Here is a 19871-nt window from a genome sequence, read left to right on the forward strand (position 1 = left end):
ATCACGAGTTTTCTCTTAACTATGTGGGATTTAAACTTGCTCAATTATTAAGTAATGGTGACATTCGTATTTATGTGTTTTCTCTTAACTATGTGGGATTTAAACCATCTATACCTAACACACGAGGTGTTTCGAAAATCAGTTTTCTCTTAACTATGTGGGATTTAAACCAAGGATACGGGCCAGCGGCGGTTTAAGAAGGCTTTTGTTTTCTCTTAACTATGTGGGATTTAAACAATTCAAGCAGGAGGTTTACAATTGGCTCAAGGCTAACGGATTTGAATCCTTGGTCTATGAGACGGTCAACCCCCAGAGGTTTTCAGCCTTTATAAAGGAGCTCTTGGAGGAAGAAGATGAACTTCGTTTTCTCTTAACTATGTGGGATTTAAACTGGCTGTCGTAAGATACTTGAAACAGGAATTGTCCTCGTTTTCTCTTAACTATGTGGGATTTAAACTGAAGATTTCAAAAAAAATGCTGAACAATTTTTAGAAGTTTTCTCTTAACTATGTGGGATTTAAACGGCTAATATGTGGGGGAATATGGAGGGGAGCTTATGGTTTTCTCTTAACTATGTGGGATTTAAACCGAATTTGATAATATTATCTACGTCTGGCTTCTTCGTGTTTTCTCTTAACTATGTGGGATTTAAACCAAAATGAAACGACGCCTGAAATACCTCCAGCGGGCTTAGTTTTCTCTTAACTATGTGGGATTTAAACATGCGGAATTGGCGTGAGATGCCGGCTACGATGATAAGGAAAGGTTTTCTCTTAACTATGTGGGATTTAAACAGGGTTCATGTGGAGATTGAGGAGGTGTACTAAAATGTTTTCTCTTAACTATGTGGGATTTAAACATCCTGAAGTGGTGTCTCACTAATGTAAACGTAAAGAGTTTTCTCTTAACTATGTGGGATTTAAACGATGAAAAAATTGTTTTTACTATCGTTGGTTATTTTAGTTTTCTCTTAACTATGTGGGATTTAAACATATCTCTGTTCGAGTTAGCCGAAATGGTACTAGAAGGTTTTCTCTTAACTATGTGGGATTTAAACGCAGAGAATTCTTCGTATATTCGTTTGTCGTTTAGCATAGTTTTCTCTTAACTATGTGGGATTTAAACTTGTCAACTACGGTGAACCTGTTTGATGGGCTTGTTACAGTTTTCTCTTAACTATGTGGGATTTAAACGGGCGTAACGGGTTATTCATATGCGGGCCAAAAGGGACAGGCAAAACTCATCTTGCAGCAGCGATAGCAAACCAACTCATACATAGTTTTCTCTTAACTATGTGGGATTTAAACATAAAAACCCACCAACAAACTTGTTTAATTTTTCGCTTGTTTTCTCTTAACTATGTGGGATTTAAACGGCTTCATTTACATTCAGGGCTTTGGCTATCAAATAGTTTTCTCTTAACTATGTGGGATTTAAACTTCTTACTATTCTATCATATTGGCCTATGATCTAAATGTTTTCTCTTAACTATGTGGGATTTAAACGCAAGCAAAATAATGCCATCCTTCTGATAAGGTATCAGAGTTTTCTCTTAACTATGTGGGATTTAAACGAAGAAAAAGAAGAAAAACGGGTGACAATTAGAATACGTTTTCTCTTAACTATGTGGGATTTAAACTGAAGAAGAACGGCACTCCCGCTTCCTGGCACTGGTGTTTTCTCTTAACTATGTGGGATTTAAACAAGGATAAAAAATATCCGTTTTACGATGGGGTGAATGTTTTCTCTTAACTATGTGGGATTTAAACGTTTTATTTAATTCAAGATGTGTTTTGTGATAACAACAGTTTTCTCTTAACTATGTGGGATTTAAACGCTGTTGTGCAATTTGCTTCTGTTCCTCTTCGTATTCCCGGTTTTCTCTTAACTATGTGGGATTTAAACAAGGATTAGCAGGGAAAGTGTAGCGAATTAAGCCATGTTTTCTCTTAACTATGTGGGATTTAAACCGCTAAAACTGTTATGAAATACAAAATTGGTCAAAAGTTTTCTCTTAACTATGTGGGATTTAAACCATCACAACAAGCCATTCCTCCCTGTTTCTTCTCCAGTTTTCTCTTAACTATGTGGGATTTAAACTGATATGTCGGTGCGGGACTTTGTTTAGAAAATACGAAGTTTTCTCTTAACTATGTGGGATTTAAACGGAATGGATCGGTATTCGTTGGTGAGTTCAATTATGGTTTTCTCTTAACTATGTGGGATTTAAACTTCTAGAGGCGTATACAGGGTTAAGCAGACGAGAAATAGTTTTCTCTTAACTATGTGGGATTTAAAGAATTTAAGCTTTCAAGAAGATTTTTTGCGAAAAGCAGTTTTCTCTTAACTATGTGGGATTTAAAGCAGGAAGTCTACCGCTCGAACGAGCCGGTCTCAATCGGGTTTTCTCTTAACTATGTGGGATTTAAAGTGTTAATATCCAAACCAAAGAAATCATAAAATTTTTTATGTTTTCTCTTAACTATGTGGGATTTAAAGTATAAGCCGAAAAAGCCTTGTGCTTATCCGATGTACAATAAGTTTTCTCTTAACTATGTGAGATTTAAAGTCAGAAGTAGCAAGACAGACTAAGAATGCACTAAGACAAGTTTTCTCTTAACTATGTGGGATTTAAAGCTGGTGGTAGCTGTGGTCCCGGACGCAGAAGTTAAAGTTTTCTCTTAACTATGTGGGATTTAAAGGCTGTCGTGCAAGGCTGTTTTCCATCACATAACAATATACGTTTTCTCTTAACTATGTGGGATTTAAAGTTTCTATTTGTTTTTCTGTTTCTCTTAAACGTTGTGCAAGTTTTCTCTTAACTATGTGGGATTTAAAGCGCAGGGACGTAGAAGTAGAATGGCGAGGAAACCCTGCGTTTTCTCTTAACTATGTGGGATTTAAAGTCTTGACCGCCTCGATAGCGGCTTCGGCCCAGTGGCCTGGTTTTCTCTTAACTATGTGGGATTTAAAGTCAGCAGCAGTCCCTATTTTCAAGCTTCTAAATTCGTTTTCTCTTAACTATGTGGGATTTAAAGTTCTCCCGGTAATCATCGAAGTTTTGCGCATAGTCTGTTTTCTCTTAACTATGTGGGATTTAAAGCTGTAAAGAAGGCAATCCCATATTGGGCAATGTCTGCGTTTTCTCTTAACTATGTGGGATTTAAAGACGCATGGCGTGATCCAGACAAAGATCCGGAAACAGTTTTCTCTTAACTATGTGGGATTTAAAGCGGTGTTTTGGAGAAGGAATCGGGAAGGATGGCTTGGTTTTCTCTTAACTATGTGGGATTTAAACCTGGTGGACTGCACCAGAATGGGCACGCTCCAGTTGCGTTTTCTCTTAACTATGTGGGATTTAAACTTAATCTCAAACTGCATTTTGAGTAAGCTCCCTTGCTTGTTTTCTCTTAACTATGTGGGATTTAAACGCGAATTTGAGGAAATTGAGCGGGTGCAGGACTACGAAAAGTTTTCTCTTAACTATGTGGGATTTAAACCTTGAGGTGAACGAAGTTAAAGACATACTCAAAGATGTTTTCTCTTAACTATGTGGGATTTAAACGAACTCAAAAGAGAAGGAGTTTTTGATAGTGTAGAAAAGAGTTTTCTCTTAACTATTTGGGATTTAAACCCAAAAACGCAGGAAGTCAAGCTATTTTTCTCATAATGTTTTCTCTTAACTATGTGGGATTTAAACCGGCACGGCGGAATACTTCTTCAAACTTCGATATATCGCGTTTTCTCTTAACTATGTGGGATTTAAACGGAGTAAGAGGGACATATTTCTCTTTCTTATTTTTAGGTTTTCTCTTAACTATGTGGGATTAAAACGAAGGTTTGGGAAGAGCTTATTCGAGAGAAACAAGAGAAGTTTTCTCTTAACTATGTGGGCTTATATACATATAGAGATGGAGATGGAATAAAGAACAATAAGAGAAGCAAAAATTTCTGTTTTTCGGTGTTTCTGAGAAATTATAAACTGGTGGGAGACTTTTTTGAGTCTGCTAATGAGGAAGAACCATTAAAACTTTTTTTTAACGTAAGCTATCCTGATGCAGAATTTGTATTAAGAATTTACAATGGACTTTTAAATATACCCAATTTTAAATATAAAGATTTTAAATTGAAAAGGGGCTCAGTTAGGTTAATAAGAGAGAAATCCATAACAAATAATGAGGTGGTTTTTAAGACATTATCTCCCTTATATATAAGGGGTAAGGATGGAAAGCCTCTAACGCCCATTAATGAAAATTTTGAAATAGAATTAAATTATATAATGAACACGGTTTTAATGAATTACAGAGGTTATGGCCTAAAAAGGGATCTTTGCTTTACACCTCTTGATCTTCGAAAACAAATTATAAAAGAAAAAATAGAATCATTTATAAAAAAGACAGGAAAAGAATATATGACATTAACGGTTTATAAAGGAGCTTTCAAATTATTCGGAGACCCCGAGGATTTAAGAGATATCTATTTTTTAGGGATAGGCTTTAGACGAAGTGAGGGGTTCGGAATGGTGGAGGTGGTATAGGGATGGAAAAGGATGATGTGATTACTTTATATCCTGGAAACTGGCTATATAATGCGGGGGTGATTGGGCTATTGAGATCTGTGGAGGAGGTTGAAAAATTACCTCTCGATTGTTGTTTTAATTTTTATGATGATGGATCTCTAAGTGTTAAAAAGATTATCTTTAATGAATTGGATGTTGAGAGAAGATATTTTTCAGAAGAAGAGAAAATATCTTCAATTGTAGGAAAATCCAATTTGTATAGGAATTACTTGCAGCCTTCATGGATAAGTAGTTTTCCTTATTTTGTAAAAAATCTTTCAAAAATTAAAGAAAATGATGTATCATTTTACTGTAATCTTTGTTATAGAAGATTTGCTTTACCTAACTCAGAAGTTGAGGATTTAAAAAGCAGGGGTTTAAAGAAATTTTTAGAAAGTATTAAAAAATTTGATATACGTCATAATGCAATTTTAGGTCCATCCTTAGGAGAATTTCCCAACAGTTTTTGGAATAACAATCAAAGTCTTTACATTTGTCCTCTCTGTGCTTTTCTAATTATTCATCATCATCTTGCTTTAACTCGGCTTCGTAATGGTTCGGAAATCTTTATAAACACTCCATCTTTCGAAATAATGTGGCACTTAAACAAATATGCAAGACAAATTTTTGAAAAAGAGAATGTCGCAACCACCAAAGAGCTTCTTGGCATGTCACTTATTGAAATGGTTTTAAAACTTAATATTCAACTTGGGAAATGGACCATAATGAATATTGAAGTTGTCAGTAAATATAAGATTGATAATAAAGATAGAATAGATTTCTTTTCTTTACCGTATGAAATTGTATATCTTCTTTCTGATCGAGAGATTGCAAGCTTATTAAATGACATTGGAGAATTTAATGTTTTGAACATGGTTTTAAACAGTAATTTTAAAGGAATTTTAGAATTTGCTGAAAGAATTTTTAGAATTGCGTTAAAATCTGAAAGAGAAAAACAGGAAAATAAGTTTATAAATGATAATGTTAAACTTGAAAGGAACAAAGGAAACAACTTGATTGCCTTTTCCCAGAAATTGTTCAAACTTTATACGTTGATTGAGGAAAAAGTAATAAGGAGGTTTTTGTATGAGTGAAAACTTAAACTTTGAAGAGATAAAAAAGAATTTAGAAGAGCAGATAAAACAGAATAAGATTGAATTTGATTCGTTTAAAAAAGCTATTAATAGTTATAAAGATCTTGGTCTTATGCTGGAGAAATTATTGGAGTATGCAGCAAGAAATATAGAAGGTGATGATAAAGATAAATTTTGGGGACTATACAAGGATATATCTTTTCAAAATGTTAGTGAATTGTGTGATAGATTAAGAAAATATGGAGAAAATTTAAGACATTCTAAAGTTTACGAGAGATTTTACGATAGTGATAAAAAGGCTCCTAAAAGTATAACTTTTAGAATACTCGAGCTAATAAGACTTGGGAAGAGGGATGAAGTTTTTTACATAATTTTAAGAGAATTTGTCAATGCACAGCAAGAAGTTGATCAGAGCCTAATAAAAGCCTTTAATCCAAGGTATTCCGTAGAAAGTTTTAAAGTTCTTGTTTATTCTTTTTTAAGCGGATTGTTAGAAAAATTTGAGGAAATTGAAAAATAATAAGGAGGGTGTAAAGATGAGTAACATTAGTAAAAATCAATTAAAACATATAACTCTTACTATTATTTTTAAGGCCTCTGCATTAAATAGGGATGAAAAAATTGGCGGGAATATCCTTTCTATTAAAAAATTAAAACAGGGCAATAAAATAGTTAGTTTCATTGGAAAACCTGCTATAAGGCATTATCTTTTTGAAACATTAGTAAAATCTTGTGGTTGGAAAGAAAGTACAGTAATAAAAAAGGAAGAGGTTATTCAGTTTGATATTACAAAAGATGATATTTTAACAAGTCCTGAGCTTGATGCCTTTGGATATATGTATACTATAGGAAAACAGTCTTCAATCACAAGAAAATCTCCTGTGGGTATTACCAAAGCTATTGGTTTAGATCCTTATGAGGGTGATATGGCTTTTTATGCAAATCATGATCTTGTTAATAGAGGGATAAGACAAGGACTTGACGTGACTCCTGATCTTTATAATAAAGAGGAACACCATTCCTTTTATAAAGTGAGCTTTACTATTGATATTGATGTTTTGGGGAAAGATGAGTGGATAATTAATGAAGAACCTAAGTTTAATAATGGGACAATAGAGATAGTATTACCAGATCAGAACCGGAAAGAAATAAGAGATGTTGGGCTTATGAATAGTGAAGATAATAAATATAAAGTAGAAAATGGAACTATTAAGTGGACGAAAATATATGATAACAAATACAAAATAACTTTTGAAGTTAACGAAGAAGAAAAGAAAAACCGTGTTATACAAATCCTTAATGCCATCAAAAATGGTTTTTATGCTCAATCAAGCAATGAGTCAAATACAATTGTTCCACTTTTTTTAATTGCTGGATATGTTAAAGTCCCATCCCCTATATTTCATTCATACCTCGACATAAGCCCACTTGAGGGAAAAACCCATAGGGTTATAGGAGTTTTTGATGCTTTAAGAAATGGTTGGATTGAGGAAAAAGTATTCCTAATGGATAGCGAAAAAGTGAGAGTAGAGAGAAAAGAAGAGCTAATAAATAAGATAAATGAACTAAATTCAAAAGTGAAAATAACAGAAAATTGGGATGATTTTCTTAGAGAATTAAATGACTTTAGCAATAAGGAAAGGGAAGATTAGAATGGATACAAAAACTATCGGGGGACTAAAAATTAAAATATATCAACCTCAATCTCATTATAGAATGCCCTTCACCTATCAAAGAAGACATACTTATCCTCTTCCTCCATATTCCACAGTTCTTGGCTTGATAGCAAATATCCTTGGAATAAGAAACTTACCAGATCAAGAAGAACCATGCATCAAGGAAAACTGTAATTGCTCTTATCATAAACTTAAACAAATTAAAATGTCTATTTGCGGGAAATTTCAGGCTAAAAGCACTGAATACATATGGCTTCGTAATCTAAGTAAAAATGCACATATAGGGAGATTTGGTTCTATAGAAAATAGATTTGTTGCAGGACATATTGAACATATTGGAGGGCAATCTCTTTGTCTTATTGATATTTTGAATGATGTTCAAATTTTAATTTATCTGTATCACCATGACTATACCTTTTTAGATGAAATCAAACAAAAATTTGAAAATCCAGCTAATAGATATTCTCCCTTACATCTTGGAAGAGCTGAAGATTGGATCGTAATAAAAGAATTAGAAGATATTGAGCTTGAAGTTCATGAGACAAACGGAAATTATGGTTATTTCTTCTGGATTCCTGAAAGGATTTTTAATATAGGATGTAAATTTGAATTTGACAAAATAAATGGGCTAATTTATAACCTCACCACATTTTACAAGATAAAGGATGGGGTAAGAAATTTTGATTATATAAAAACAAAGCTTAATGATGGAAACTTAGGGGATATTTCCACTTATTTTGATACAAAAGAAAAAATACCTATATTCTTTGCAGATCTAAAGGAGGGTTAAAATGATTGAGATTTTAGCAAAATCCCATGTTAAAGATGGGAAGAAAGTAACTTTATCAAAGCATACTTCTGATGTACTAAAAGTATTCGAAAATATTAAGAGAAAACTTAACAAAATAAATAGCGCTGATTTAATAGAAGCAATAGAAATTGCTATCTTTTTACATGACCTTGGAAAAGTTTTGCCCTCTTTTCAAATAAAGTCTCTTGGTAATAAACACTATAAACCCTGGGATATATATCATGAGATTCCCCATTCCTTATTTTCTGTTTTTTGGGTTGATAAGGATAAATTAAAAGCTAAGTTTAATAATGAAAATTACTTAAATTTTATAATTTCATCTATTGCTTATCATCACTGGAGAGAAAATTTTGATGACTTTATCTCAAGACATAATGAAATTTTTATAAAATTGTGCCAGAAGGTAATGGAGGAATGGGGTGAAATCCTAAAGGAAAATCTATCTCAAGAATTTTCGTCATTTAATGAATATAAAGATTTTATCGGCATAAATAAAAAATGGACTGAAAGTATTATAAATAGAAGAAGCTTTACGAATCTTGCAGTTCCTCCGTATAAATTTGACTATGAACCATTGAGAGGAGAAATAAAGAAAGAATGGATATTGATATCAGGTTTTTTGCAAAGATGTGACCATTTTGCATCATGGTGCGAAGAGGAAGGAGAAAATCTAAATGAAGTGGAAATAGAACCCAAAAGAGAAAATGAGGTTAAAGATGTAATTGGAAATAAGATTAGAGATTATGCATGGCAGTTCAAGGTATTAGACGGAAAGACAGACAAAAATATTATACTAATTGCACCTACTGGGTATGGCAAAACTGAATTTGCGTTTTTATGGGGAAAAGGAAATAAGTTCTTCTATACTCTTCCTCTTCGCTCAGCAGTTAATCAGATTTATGAAAGAGCAGGAGAAATATTTGGGGAAAATACAACAGGGCTTCTACACTCGGATGCTGATGCGTATATATTAGAGAAAGGGATTGACGAAACTAACACAATGAAATCTTATGAACTTGCAAAACAGCTTTCCTATCCAGTAATAATCTCCACAGGAGATCAGTTTTTCCCATATGCTTTAAGACCACCTGGTTATGAAAAAGTGTTTGCGACTCTTTCTTATTCTCGTCTTGTAATTGACGAAGTACAAGCTTACGACCCAAAAGCTTGTGCAATAATCACTAAGTTTATGGAATGGATTTACAAAATGGGCGGAAAATTTCTACTAATGACTGCAACACTACCTAAATTCATAGAGAATAGGATAAGAAGTTTAGTGATTGATCTTGAAATAGTAAACATTTATGAAAAAGAGAAAGAGAATTTTCAAAAGATCTTTAAGCATAAACTTAAAATTAAGTTAATAGAAAATAAAAAAGAAGGGAAAAACCCAGAATTTGAATTGCCGGAAGGAGAAATAGAAGAAATAATTAAGAAAGCTAATGAAGGTAAAAGAGTTCTTGTAATCTTAAATACCGTTGATTTTGCTCAAAGGGTTTATGAAAAATTAATGAATAAAACTTCTTCTCCCTTAAAAGATAATATTTTCTTATTGCACTCTCGTTTTACCTTTGAAGATAGAAAAAACAAAGAAAATGAATACATTAAAAAATTCGAGAATCCAAAACCTTCTACGGAAAATATTGGCAAAATTCTTGTTGCTACACAAGTTGTAGAGGCTTCTCTTAATATAGACGCAGATGTTCTCTTTACTGAAATTTGTCCTCTTGATGCTTTAGTCCAAAGGATAGGAAGAGTTTTGAGAAGGTACTTTTATAAAGATGGAAAAATTAGAAATAAGAGTGATAATACAGAATATAATATATCTCAAAGCGAGTTTAAGTCTTTTGAAAATGAACCTAATGTTTATATGTGGGTCTTCAAAGAAGGATTACAGTCTGGAAGAAAGAAAGTTTACTCCGAGGAGTTGATTAAATTTTCCATTGTATGGTTGTGGAAGAAGGGGAAAGGAGATATAGAAACTTTATTGAAGGAGATATCCCAAGTTGAGACGGGTATCAAGGATTATGATGAAAGTGTAGTAGAAAAAATTTTTAAGGAGGAATTTTCCCTTCTTTTAGAGGATAATTTAAAAGAGAAAAGCAAAAAGCAAAAGAAAGAATCTAAAGAGAATATTTATGAAACAATTTTAAAAGATAACAAATTACTGGATAAGTTAAATGAAATAGAAATTGAATTGTCAGAATATGATAAATATGCTTTGGTGACTTTATTTTATTCAACAATAAAAAGGAATGGAAATTATTTAAAGGAGTTTTTTGATACCCTTAGTCTTCTTGATGCAGGATGGATGTCTGAGAGAAAGTCAGAAGCAGAAAGGATTTTTAGAGAAATTTACGATGTAGGAGTTGTACCTAAAAATAAATTAGAAGAATTTAAAAATGAAATTGAAAAATTTATTGATAAAATAAATCTTAATAAAAAGGGATGGTCTTTGTTTACATGTTTTAAAACAGAAGTTTTGTCTAAGTATGTACTATATTTGCCAAGATATTCATTATCAAATAATCCAATCTTAGTTTATGAAATTATAAAAATAAAATTAGATGAAAAATGGGCAAAAAGGATAGAGAAATGGCTATCGGGTATTTATCTTTATCAAGGGGAATACAACGAGGAGCTTGGTCTTAAAGTCTAAGCATTAAGTTAACATAAAAATTCTCCACTGTTGCCTGGAGAAAAATCTTTGCAATATTGGGGATTTTCCTCTTGCAAAAAAACAAAATAACCTTTTTTCTGCTAATTTAGCAATTAAATATTTTATCTAATATAGACTTTAATTTTCACAAAAATATTTAAATATCTCACACCGTTTTTTATATTATCATATATAACCATGAGAAAATTAATTCACTTTAAATTTGCCTATAATTTCTTGAATATTACCTTATCAAATGATAACATTGAATTAATAATTCTTATTGTTCAATATAAGTCGCAGAGAGGAAGGAACCCGAGTGCCTTTATTGACTATCAAAGCCAAAATTCATGCCGATGATTATACCGAAAAAATAATAAAAGATGCTATGTTTTGTGCTACAAAAGTGTATAATGGTATATTGTGGCACTTAAGAAAAGAATTTGAAGAAGAAGGAAAGGTAAACATATCAAGAAAAAATTTAAATAGTATTATGAAAAAAACTTCAAAGAATAAATGGGTATTATTCTATGTCCGTCCAGCTTACAAGAGATGAAGTCAGGGAAGCATTTAAATCCTTTTTTTCTTTAAAAAAAGTAGGTGTTACAAAACATAATGCACCCGGGTTTCGTTCTAAAAATCAACTATCGCCTATAAAATATGTTCAAAGCGGTTATATAATTGAAGGAAATAAAGTTACTATAAGTCTTGGAAGAAAAAGGGGAGACGGAGTAAAAAATGTCTCTTTTAGTATATCTTACAGAAAAGATATTAATTTTGAGCGCGTACGTCAGCTCACCATTACCTACGATAAAAAATGCGGGCAACTTGAAGCTCGTCTGGTAGTGGAAGTCTGTGAAAAAGCAAATGATGGGATAAAAAAAGTAGCAATAGATGTTGGAGAAACAGTACTTATGGCCTGTATTTTCGATGATGGTAAAGTTTTTCTTTATTCCGGAAGGTTAATTAAATCTGTCCGCAGGTATTGGCAAAAGGTACGTAAAAATCTTAAAACCAATTCTCAAAGATGGAAGCAAATATCTCATAGAGAAAATAGACAGGTAGAGCAATTATTGCATATAGCTACAACGCACTTTATTGAACAATGCTTAGAGAATAAAGTTGGGGAAATTGCAGTTGGTAATTTAAATGGTATTCGAAAAAATATTAATTTTAATGATTCAATGCGACTGCATGCTTGGCCATATAGAAAATTGATTGAAATGTTGAAATATAAAGGTGCTTTAGCGGGTATAATGGTTCGAGATGATATTAATGAAAGTAGAACATCTATAACTTGTCATGCCTGCGGCAAAGTATTGGCATCAAATAGAGTATACAGAGGATTATATAAATGTTCATGTGGATGGAAAGTACATGCCGATATAAATGGTGCCTTAAATATTTTTGAAAAGGCTTATAAGGTATCTCCTTTAAAGGGGAGTAGTGGCTTTGTGGCGAAGCCCGCGGCTGTTTCATTCTATCTGGGGTGGAACGGTGTCGCTGAACCTATACATAAATAATTGTATTAGGACGTCACCCTACCTATAAGGGACTCTTTATAAAATTTTTAATGGAGGGATATGATGTTAGAGGTTATATGCACAAGTATGTTTTCGGGGAAAACCGGATAGCTGATAAGAAGGATTAGAAGATGCAGGATTGCCGGACAATCGGTGGTGTTACTAAAACCCATTATTGATAAAAAAAACGTTTGCGAGGTTAAGTCGCATAACGGTAATACCTTCTTAACGCAGGGACGATCGGGTCATGCAATCATGTAAGAAAAGTATGAATCAGATCCAAGCAGTCCGAAACGATTTCATTGGGTGCTCGTCCTATTATTTGAAGCTGTCGAGAGCGCCAATCTAGACTTTTGACCTGATCTGCCAAAATCACACCTTCAACAGCCGAGCCTCCTGGCAATTCCACTTCAAACGGATAGCCTTTTTTTTGCCGGGTAATCGGGCAAAGTACCGCAAATCCTGTTGATTGATTAAATGCTTTCGGTGATAGAACAATCCCCGGCCGCCTTCCTGCCTGTTCATGCCCTGATTGTGGATTGAAATTGACATAAACAAGATCCCCGCGATCCGGCGGTTGCATCAGAACAATTCATTCCCTTCTACTCCAAAATCAATTTCAGCATGGCGATTTTCCGGTGTTATTTTGGCTAAAAGTTCTTCTAATGTCGGCTTTTTCTTTTTTGGGATCAACTTGATCGCTTGATTCTCAATAACCATTTCCAATTCTAAGCCTTGGCGAATCGCCAGCTGTTCAGCAATCACGCTTGGAATACGGATTGCAAGGCTGTTTCCCCATTTTTGCACCTTTGCTGTCATAAGAGGCACCTCTTTCTGTTCGTTTGATTCCATTATACCACCTTCCTTTTCTTTTGTATATACATAGTTTATACATAAATTTAAAAAAAGATTCGCTTTTTCTAAGGTGTCCGCAATACTCGGCGGGCTTTTTTATTGGACAAAGCGAGCAAATGCAAGTCTTATAGCTTGAGGCTTATAATTTTTGTATTTGGTTAACAGGAATTTTGTTATTTCTTGTAGAAATTGTACTTAGACAAAGGGTTTTTATGGAGGGATTCGATGTTAGAGGTTATCTGTGGAAGCATGTTTTCAGGTAAAACGGAGGAACTCATTAGAAGGCTCAGAAGATGCAGGATTGCCGGACAGTCGGTGGTATTGTTAAAACCCGTTATTGATAAAAGAAGCGTTTGCGAGGTTAAGTCGCATAACGGTAATACCTTCGAGGCAAAAGAGATTTCATGCGGTGAGGATATCTTGAAGGCTTCCGAAAATGTACAGGTGATAGGCATCGATGAGGCGCAGTTTCTTCCGGAAGATGCCATCCAGGCCATAATAGATTTATCTCGAATTTACGAAAAAAGGGTGATTGTATCCGGGCTTGACATGGACTATAAGGGAAGGCCTTTTGGAATAATGCCTACGCTTTTAGCTGTTGCCGATGATATTACCAAACTTCACGCGGTATGCGAGGACTGCAAACAGAATGCTTCGGTAAGCTACAGGGTAACTGAAGAACAGGAGCAGGTAGTAATCGGTGCAAAGGACAAATACGTTGCCCTTTGCTGGAAATGCGCCATTAAAAGGGATGCCAGCAAACTGGGTGTATACAGCGAAAGCGATGTTTTAAATTCCGGGGAAAAGATATAATAAATTGGAATAGGATGGTATGACATGAAAAATATAGAAAAATATGAAAAATTAGTAGAAAAAGCAAAAGATTATTTAGAAAAAAGAGACTTTAAGAAGGCAAAGGAATACTTTTATAAAGCCCTGGAAATCGATGATAATGCGGTACTGAGAAATAATATAGCTCTGACGTTGTTTTTATTAGGAGATTCTGAGGGAGCACTATATAATTTGCAGTTATTGTTTACAAGCAGTGAGGAAAAGATGAACCCCAACGTATATAGTTATGCTTTAGCTTCTCAGATTTACTCATCTATAGGGAATGAAGTCCAGGCAAGATTTTTTCTAAAAAAAGCAATAGAAGAATTTGAAAAATTAAGAAAAATGTTCAACGTTTTTTTACCCGATTCAGTAAAAGAATATGTAATAATGATAATAAAATCTGCCGCAGCTTTAAAAGACCATTATTTGATCTATGAACTTTTTAATAAATGGCAGGGATACCATATAAGCTGGGAAAATTACTATTTAGCTGGTGTTGCATGTTTTAATATGAAAAAATATAAACAGGCGGCTAACTTATGGGATAAAATTTCAAAGACAATTTTTTTTGCTTCTGATATTGCTAAAATAGCAATATTAATTCAGGATGGGGTGATCCCTGCTTTTGAATTGGAATACGAAATATTGTCTTTAGAGGATTTGAAACATATAATCAAAAAATCAGATGATCAAAAAGACGGATTAAAGAAAATAATAGATAATGGATTTATAAGGATGTATTATTTATCCTATTTACTGGAAATATTAGAAAAAGATGTTTGTGATGAAATATGTGAAAATATGTTAAGACAGTTAATACTTTTTACCGATAGATGGGGAGATGAACTGGCAAAAAGGATTTTACAGTCCAATAGATTCCCGGAAAAAAGCAAATTCATTGCAGCAGGTGCCCTTATAGAAAAAGGAGTATATAATCCTAAAGACAAGATACCAGTCATAATAAATGGGAAGGAAACATATATAGAAATTAAACAAACGCCAATTATAAATGAGCGAAATGAGGATCTGGAAAAAATTTTATTAGAATCTCATACTTTGCTGGAAAAAAGCAAAATAGAGGATGCAATAAATCTTTTAGAAAAAACTATTAAAGAAAAAGGAATCTATCCTCCCATAGTCTTACAATTGGCAAACATATATAAAGATAAAAAAGAGTTTGTAAAAAGCCGTTCTTTATACAAAATTCTGGAAGAATTGGGCTATATGCATCCCGAGTTTTTATATGACTATGCTTCTTTTTTGATGAAAGTTGGGGAAATAGAGAAGGTTATTGAGATTATAAATAGAATAGAAGATTTTGTAGAAAAAACTAATAACACTAAAATTAAAACAGAACTGGAAAGAGTGAAAACGCTTTTACTATTTATGATTCAATTAAAAGAATATAATTTTATGGAAGATGAAAAAATGAGAAAGGAAATTGAAGAAAAGCCTATATCGATATATGCTACACTGCAAAGAGGCATGAAAAATAAACCTGCTCACTGGATCGAAGGGGCTTATAATTTTTACGGATTAAATAAAGCAAAAAAGAGAAATGAAAGAGAAAAAGAAATAATTGAATTTTTATTGAAAAAAGAAAATCTTAAAAAATTGTTATTTGAATTGAGCGGGGAAGAAAAGGAAATATTGAAATATCTGCTGGAAAAAGGCGGATGGAGCAAAATAGGCAACATTACAAGGAAGTTTTGTTCTATGGAAGGAGAAGGATTTTTCTGGAATGAAGAGCCTCCTAAAAGCCCGCTGGCTAAGCTGTGGTTAAAGAACCTGGTTAATATCGGTAAAACAAAGATTGAGGGCAAAAGCTATAAAATAGTTTCCATACCGGTGGATTTAAGAAATATGATGGCGGAAATACTAAAATAGGTTTAACAATAAAGTTTATCAGGAAGAAGGGTGTATATGAGAAGGTTAAGTCTTCTGTTGATTTTCCTCTTAATTTTTACGTTAAGTTTTTCAGGGTGTGCAAGGCAAAGCCAGCCTCCTAAGGAAAATCCTCCGGTGGAGGAGTTGAAAATAAGCGATTATTTCCCAACAGCAGCGAATTTGTACTGGATTTATGAAGGTGTGGGAAATGAATATGCGGGAGGCAGGGTGGATACGGAATTCATTGACGAAAACAGGGTTCAGCTTTCCCAGGATAACGGAGGAACGGTTTTGGCAAGGGTTTTTGAAGTAAATGAATATGGGGTGAAACTTATTTTTTCAAAGGAGGAAAGTTATTACAGGATAAATTACTTAAATGAAACACCTGAGCAGGAAAAATTCTATTTAAAAGCACCATTGAAGGTAGGAACAAGCTGGCAGGATGGAGAAACCACATGGACGATTGCAAGTTTAGAAGAAAAGATTAAAGTCCCTGCAGGGGAATATGTATGTATTAAGGTTGTAGGCAAGTCAAAGGACTCTACTTTAGAAAGATATTTTGCAAAAGGCGTAGGACTGGTAAAACAAAAATTTATTGCGGGAGAAGCGGTGGTGGAGGATAATCTTTCAAAGTTTGGGGATGCTGAAAAGGATAACAACCTGCCCAAAAAAGAACTGGTTATATTTTATCCCTCACAAAATATCGATAAGGTATTAAAAGATGGAATTAATGAAACTTTTAAGACGGGAGAAAGCCTGGCGGATAAAATTACAAATATTTTAAAACAGGATAAATACAGGGTTTTGAGCAAAGATGTTAAGCTTTTGGATCTTGAAAGAAAAGATACGGTGCTCAGGGTGAATTTCTCCAAGGATTTAATCAGCGGAATGAATGCTGGGTCTTCCTACGAGGGATTGATTTTAGATAGCATTGTAAACACTTACGGAAATAATTTTGGGGTAGAAGGGGTAATCATTAACATTGAAGGAAAAGGGTATGAGTCCGGCCACTTTGCTTTTGGAAAGGATGAGGTTTTAAAGGTAAAGCAACATTAAAATAAAAAGGATTAGATAAACGAGCTATCCGGATGAGCGGGTAGCTTTTTTTATGCAATTTTCCCCCTTTTTTCAAATAAACATAGAAAAAGGGGGGAAATGCATGATTATACCGGATGATAGCGAGATAAAAAGGATTTACAATATGGCCGAAAACAAGGCTTTAATATTAAAAAATTTAGCGGATTCGATTATAACGGAAATAGAAATGAACCTTATCGGCAGGATAGAAAGCAGGTATTTAAAAAGTTTTGATAAAAAGATTGATTACCTTATAAACAATTGGAAAAGGTTGGAGGTGACAATTGATAAAATAAAATGGTATATTGACAACTACCTCAGTTTTATAGAGGATGAAAATTTGAGAAAAAAAGCCTTCGTATTTCTGGGTATAAGTGAAAATCCTGAGGACTTTCAAATACTTGATGTAAATTCAAGCTATAACAGAGCATTGGCCGCAAAATACGCAGAAGACCATGCGGAAAATCCAAATACTTTTAAATATCCCTTTTTTGCAGGAGCCGATTGCGCCAATTTTATATCCCAGGTTCTGCACGAAGGAGGAATGGCTTTTCTCGGAGGGTCATGGGAGAGCTTCAACTCCTGGTTTTGCTATACAAATAGCGTTAGCAATCTTACAAAAATCTCACTGACCTGGAGGGTGGCCAGGTATTTCAGACGGCATTGGGGCAATGAAAACGGCATAGGCAGAAACAGGGCATATAATTATTCGGAGATGAAGGTAAAGGAGGCGCTGGAAAATTTTGATGGTTTGTATTCTTTTTTGATTGAAGGGGATGTAATACAGTACGGCGACCCCAAAAATTACAATATACCGTATCATACGCAGGTGATTCATTATAAGGGTTTTAATCCCGATATTAAAAGAAATGATTTATTTATGGCCCAGCATACGCGAAACAGAAAAAACGTGTCTTTTTTTAAATACCTGAAGGCTTTCAAGGATCCAGAAGAAAGGAACGTATATGTATATAAAATGAAAAAGGACTAAATTTTTGATATAATATGCGGTAGTAATTAATTTTTGAAGGAGGAGAATCAGTACAGTGGAAACAATAGATTCTGCTAAAAAGCAGCATTTTGAAAGGGGAAAAAAAAGGGTTTATTACGGACTAATGAGCGGATACGTAGGTATTTCAGTCAATATCCTTTTATTTATAATTAAGTTTTTTATAGGGCAATTCACAAAAAGCGTGGCAATATCGGCGGATGCTTTTAATAACTTAGGAGACATAGGTTCATCAGTGGTAACTATAATAGGTTTTAAATTGGCTTCAAGGCCACCGGATAAGGATCATCCTTACGGATATGGAAGAATCGAATACATTACAAGTTTTTTAATATCTATATCCGTTGTTTTAATCGGTATTGAGCTTTTCAGGAACTCCTTAGGGAGGATAATTAACCCCGAAAAGGTTGTGTTCAATATTGTCTCGTTTATTATTCTTCTGTTATCTGCAGGGGTAAAATTCTGGCTGGGGCGTTTTAATGCCAATCTTGCAAAAAAAATAGAGTCAGGAGCTCTAAATGCCAGTGCTTTTGATAGTTTCGGGGACGTTATTTCGACCTTTGCGGTATCTATTTCCTTCTTGCTTTCAAATCATACTGACTTACCCGTAGATGGATTTATCGGGATAATGGTTTCACTATTTATAGTGTATACGGGATATAATCTTATAAAAGAATCAGTGGATGTTTTAATAGGAACAAAGCCGGAAAAAGAATTGATTGAAGATATACAAAAAGTTGCGCTAACTAAAAAAGGGATTTCCGGTATACACGATATGATGGTACATAATTATGGTCCGGGAAGGTGTATAGTAACCTTTCATGCCGAAGTTCCGGAAAGCATTCCCATTGATGAAGCCCATGAAATCATTGATGAGCTGGAAAGGGAGTTAATGGAAGAACTTGGAGTATTTGCGGTGGTTCATATGGACCCGGTAAATTTTGACGATGAGGAGCTCAACAAAACCAGGGTTGAATTGGAGGATATTTTAAAAGATTTCCCGGAAATTTTATCCTTTCACGACTTAAGGGTAGTTGGGAGGGGAAGAAAGAAAAATATTATTTTTGATATCGTGGTATCCCATGATGTTAAAAACGAGGAGGAAAGGGAATTAAAAAAGGAAATCACCAATAAAATTAAAGAAAGATATCCGGGGTATAACCCGGTTATAGTGGTAGACAGGGAATATGTTTAAAAGTAGAAAAAAATATTAAAATGTAATATAATATTAAGAAAATATTCAAAAGGGGGATATTTATGAAAATCCCTGAATTTAAAATAGGAATGAGCACCACTTTGCAAAAAAAGATTACTGAAAAAGAGGCGGCTTTTGATTACGGTACGGGAGTTTTAAAAAGCCTCCTGGATACACCCTCAACCGTAAAGCTGGTGATCCAAGCAGCGTCGAAAATGATTGACCCTGTCCTCCCGGAAGGTTTGGTTTCCATAGGTAAAGGTATAAACGTTATCCATATGGAACCGGTACCTGCGGGTATAACGGTAACCGTAGAGGTTACATTAAAAGAAATTGATAAAAATAAACTCCTTTTTGAATTTGTGGTATACGATGAGCTAAGCGAGGTTGCAAGAGGACATCACGAAAGGTATATTGTAAGCAAAGATATTATTGAAAAGAAAGCAAAGGATCGGTTAGAAAGGCTGAGCGGGTTTAATATTTAATCTAATGCCGGTAAGAAGAAGCTGAAAGTAATTTCTTTTTACCGGCTCTTTTATGCTTAAAAAACTTTCAAAGCTGCGGGTAAGGAGCCTTGTAAAATGTAAAATACCAACCCGTTTCAGTTTGAATTGTCCCATCTTCAAGCTGCTTTTCAACAACAGCGTGTGCGGATATATAAATCATCTGGTTGTAAGCAAATCCTAATTCTTC

Annotated in this window: 16 protein-coding genes and 3 CRISPR repeat arrays (1 of these 19 running past the window's edge); of the genes, 14 read left to right on the plus strand and 2 right to left on the minus strand. The window is 33.9% G+C overall.

Features of this window, described 5'->3' with window-relative positions; translation table 11 throughout:
* Nucleotides 1-237: a CRISPR direct-repeat array (repeat unit 29 nt; unit sequence GTTTTCTCTTAACTATGTGGGATTTAAAC); it begins 1315 nt to the left of the window's first position.
* Nucleotides 238-362: 125 nt separating this feature from the next.
* A CRISPR array of direct repeats spans nt 363-1194; the repeat unit is 29 nt; unit sequence GTTTTCTCTTAACTATGTGGGATTTAAAC.
* 84 nt (nt 1195-1278) lie between these two features.
* A CRISPR array of direct repeats spans nt 1279-3902; the repeat unit is 29 nt; unit sequence GTTTTCTCTTAACTATGTGGGATTTAAAC.
* Between the two features lie 20 nt (nt 3903-3922).
* The 8 genes from cas6 (at nt 3923) to ATZ99_RS03155 (ending at nt 12321) form a co-directional block, all read left to right on the plus strand.
* On the plus strand, nt 3923-4537 hold the full coding sequence (gene cas6 / locus ATZ99_RS03125; RefSeq protein ID WP_083947323.1) for a CRISPR-associated endoribonuclease Cas6: 615 nt from the start codon (nt 3923-3925) through the stop codon (nt 4535-4537).
* A gap of 2 nt (nt 4538-4539) precedes the next feature.
* Nucleotides 4540-5652 carry a type I-B CRISPR-associated protein Cas8b1/Cst1 gene (gene cas8a1, locus ATZ99_RS03130; RefSeq protein WP_068747788.1) on the plus strand — a complete coding sequence of 371 codons (1113 nt, stop codon included), beginning with the start codon at nt 4540-4542 and terminating at the stop codon, nt 5650-5652.
* Nucleotides 5645-6172 carry a hypothetical protein gene (locus ATZ99_RS03135; protein WP_068747789.1) on the plus strand — a complete coding sequence of 176 codons (528 nt, stop codon included), beginning with the start codon at nt 5645-5647 and terminating at the stop codon, nt 6170-6172. Before cas8a1 ends, ATZ99_RS03135 begins: the two co-directional genes overlap by 8 nt.
* A gap of 16 nt (nt 6173-6188) precedes the next feature.
* A complete protein-coding gene (gene cas7i, locus ATZ99_RS03140) occupies nt 6189-7304 on the plus strand; it encodes a type I-B CRISPR-associated protein Cas7/Cst2/DevR (protein ID WP_068747790.1) in 1116 nt (371 codons plus the stop codon).
* A 1-nt stretch (nt 7305) separates the two neighbouring features.
* Nucleotides 7306-8118: a type I-B CRISPR-associated protein Cas5b gene (gene cas5b, locus ATZ99_RS03145; protein ID WP_068747791.1), complete on the plus strand. Its 813-nt coding sequence runs from the start codon at nt 7306-7308 to the stop codon at nt 8116-8118.
* Between the two features lies 1 nt (nt 8119).
* Nucleotides 8120-10798, plus strand: a complete 2679-nt coding sequence (locus ATZ99_RS03150; RefSeq protein WP_068747792.1) for a CRISPR-associated helicase/endonuclease Cas3 — start codon at nt 8120-8122, stop codon at nt 10796-10798.
* A 319-nt stretch (nt 10799-11117) separates the two neighbouring features.
* Nucleotides 11118-11354 carry a hypothetical protein gene (locus ATZ99_RS11955; protein ID WP_222927060.1) on the plus strand — a complete coding sequence of 79 codons (237 nt, stop codon included), beginning with the start codon at nt 11118-11120 and terminating at the stop codon, nt 11352-11354.
* Nucleotides 11329-12321 carry an RNA-guided endonuclease InsQ/TnpB family protein gene (locus ATZ99_RS03155; RefSeq protein ID WP_222927061.1) on the plus strand — a complete coding sequence of 331 codons (993 nt, stop codon included), beginning with the start codon at nt 11329-11331 and terminating at the stop codon, nt 12319-12321. Before ATZ99_RS11955 ends, ATZ99_RS03155 begins: the two co-directional genes overlap by 26 nt.
* Before the next feature lie 253 nt (nt 12322-12574).
* Here the strand turns inward: ATZ99_RS03155 and ATZ99_RS03160 are convergent, their stop codons facing one another.
* Nucleotides 12575-12904 carry a type II toxin-antitoxin system PemK/MazF family toxin gene (locus ATZ99_RS03160; protein WP_068747793.1) on the minus strand — a complete coding sequence of 110 codons (330 nt, stop codon included), beginning with the start codon at nt 12902-12904 and terminating at the stop codon, nt 12575-12577.
* A complete protein-coding gene (locus tag ATZ99_RS03165; RefSeq protein WP_068747794.1) occupies nt 12904-13173 on the minus strand; it encodes an AbrB/MazE/SpoVT family DNA-binding domain-containing protein in 270 nt (89 codons plus the stop codon). The genes ATZ99_RS03160 and ATZ99_RS03165 overlap by 1 nt, the downstream gene beginning before the upstream one ends.
* A gap of 228 nt (nt 13174-13401) precedes the next feature.
* Here ATZ99_RS03165 and ATZ99_RS03170 point away from each other — a divergent pair, with 228 nt between their 5' ends.
* The 6 genes from ATZ99_RS03170 to ATZ99_RS03195 all read left to right on the plus strand — a co-directional run bounded on the left by ATZ99_RS03170 (nt 13402) and on the right by ATZ99_RS03195 (nt 19663).
* Nucleotides 13402-13989 (plus strand): thymidine kinase, encoded by a 588-nt coding sequence (locus ATZ99_RS03170; RefSeq protein WP_083947313.1) that lies wholly within the window; start codon nt 13402-13404, stop codon nt 13987-13989.
* Nucleotides 13990-14013: 24 nt separating this feature from the next.
* The gene (locus ATZ99_RS03175) at nt 14014-15897 is read left to right on the plus strand and encodes a tetratricopeptide repeat protein (RefSeq protein WP_068747795.1); all 1884 of its coding nucleotides are present in this window, start codon (nt 14014-14016) and stop codon (nt 15895-15897) included.
* A gap of 36 nt (nt 15898-15933) precedes the next feature.
* Complete coding sequence (locus ATZ99_RS03180) at nt 15934-16953, plus strand: GerMN domain-containing protein (RefSeq protein ID WP_068747796.1); 1020 nt, start codon at nt 15934-15936, stop codon at nt 16951-16953.
* 103 nt (nt 16954-17056) lie between these two features.
* Entirely contained in the window at nt 17057-17965 is a 909-nt protein-coding gene (locus ATZ99_RS03185) for an amidase domain-containing protein (protein WP_222927062.1), read from the plus strand.
* 55 nt (nt 17966-18020) lie between these two features.
* Nucleotides 18021-19178, plus strand: coding sequence for a cation diffusion facilitator family transporter (locus ATZ99_RS03190; RefSeq protein ID WP_245641292.1), 1158 nt, complete (start codon nt 18021-18023; stop codon nt 19176-19178).
* 62 nt (nt 19179-19240) lie between these two features.
* On the plus strand, nt 19241-19663 hold the full coding sequence (locus ATZ99_RS03195) for a thioesterase family protein (RefSeq protein ID WP_068747798.1): 423 nt from the start codon (nt 19241-19243) through the stop codon (nt 19661-19663).
* Nucleotides 19664-19871 lie beyond the last annotated feature (208 nt).

Origin of the sequence: Thermovenabulum gondwanense (assembly GCF_001601575.1) — a bacterium.
GTDB classification, from domain to species: Bacteria; Bacillota; Thermosediminibacteria; order Thermosediminibacterales; family Thermosediminibacteraceae; genus Thermovenabulum; species Thermovenabulum gondwanense.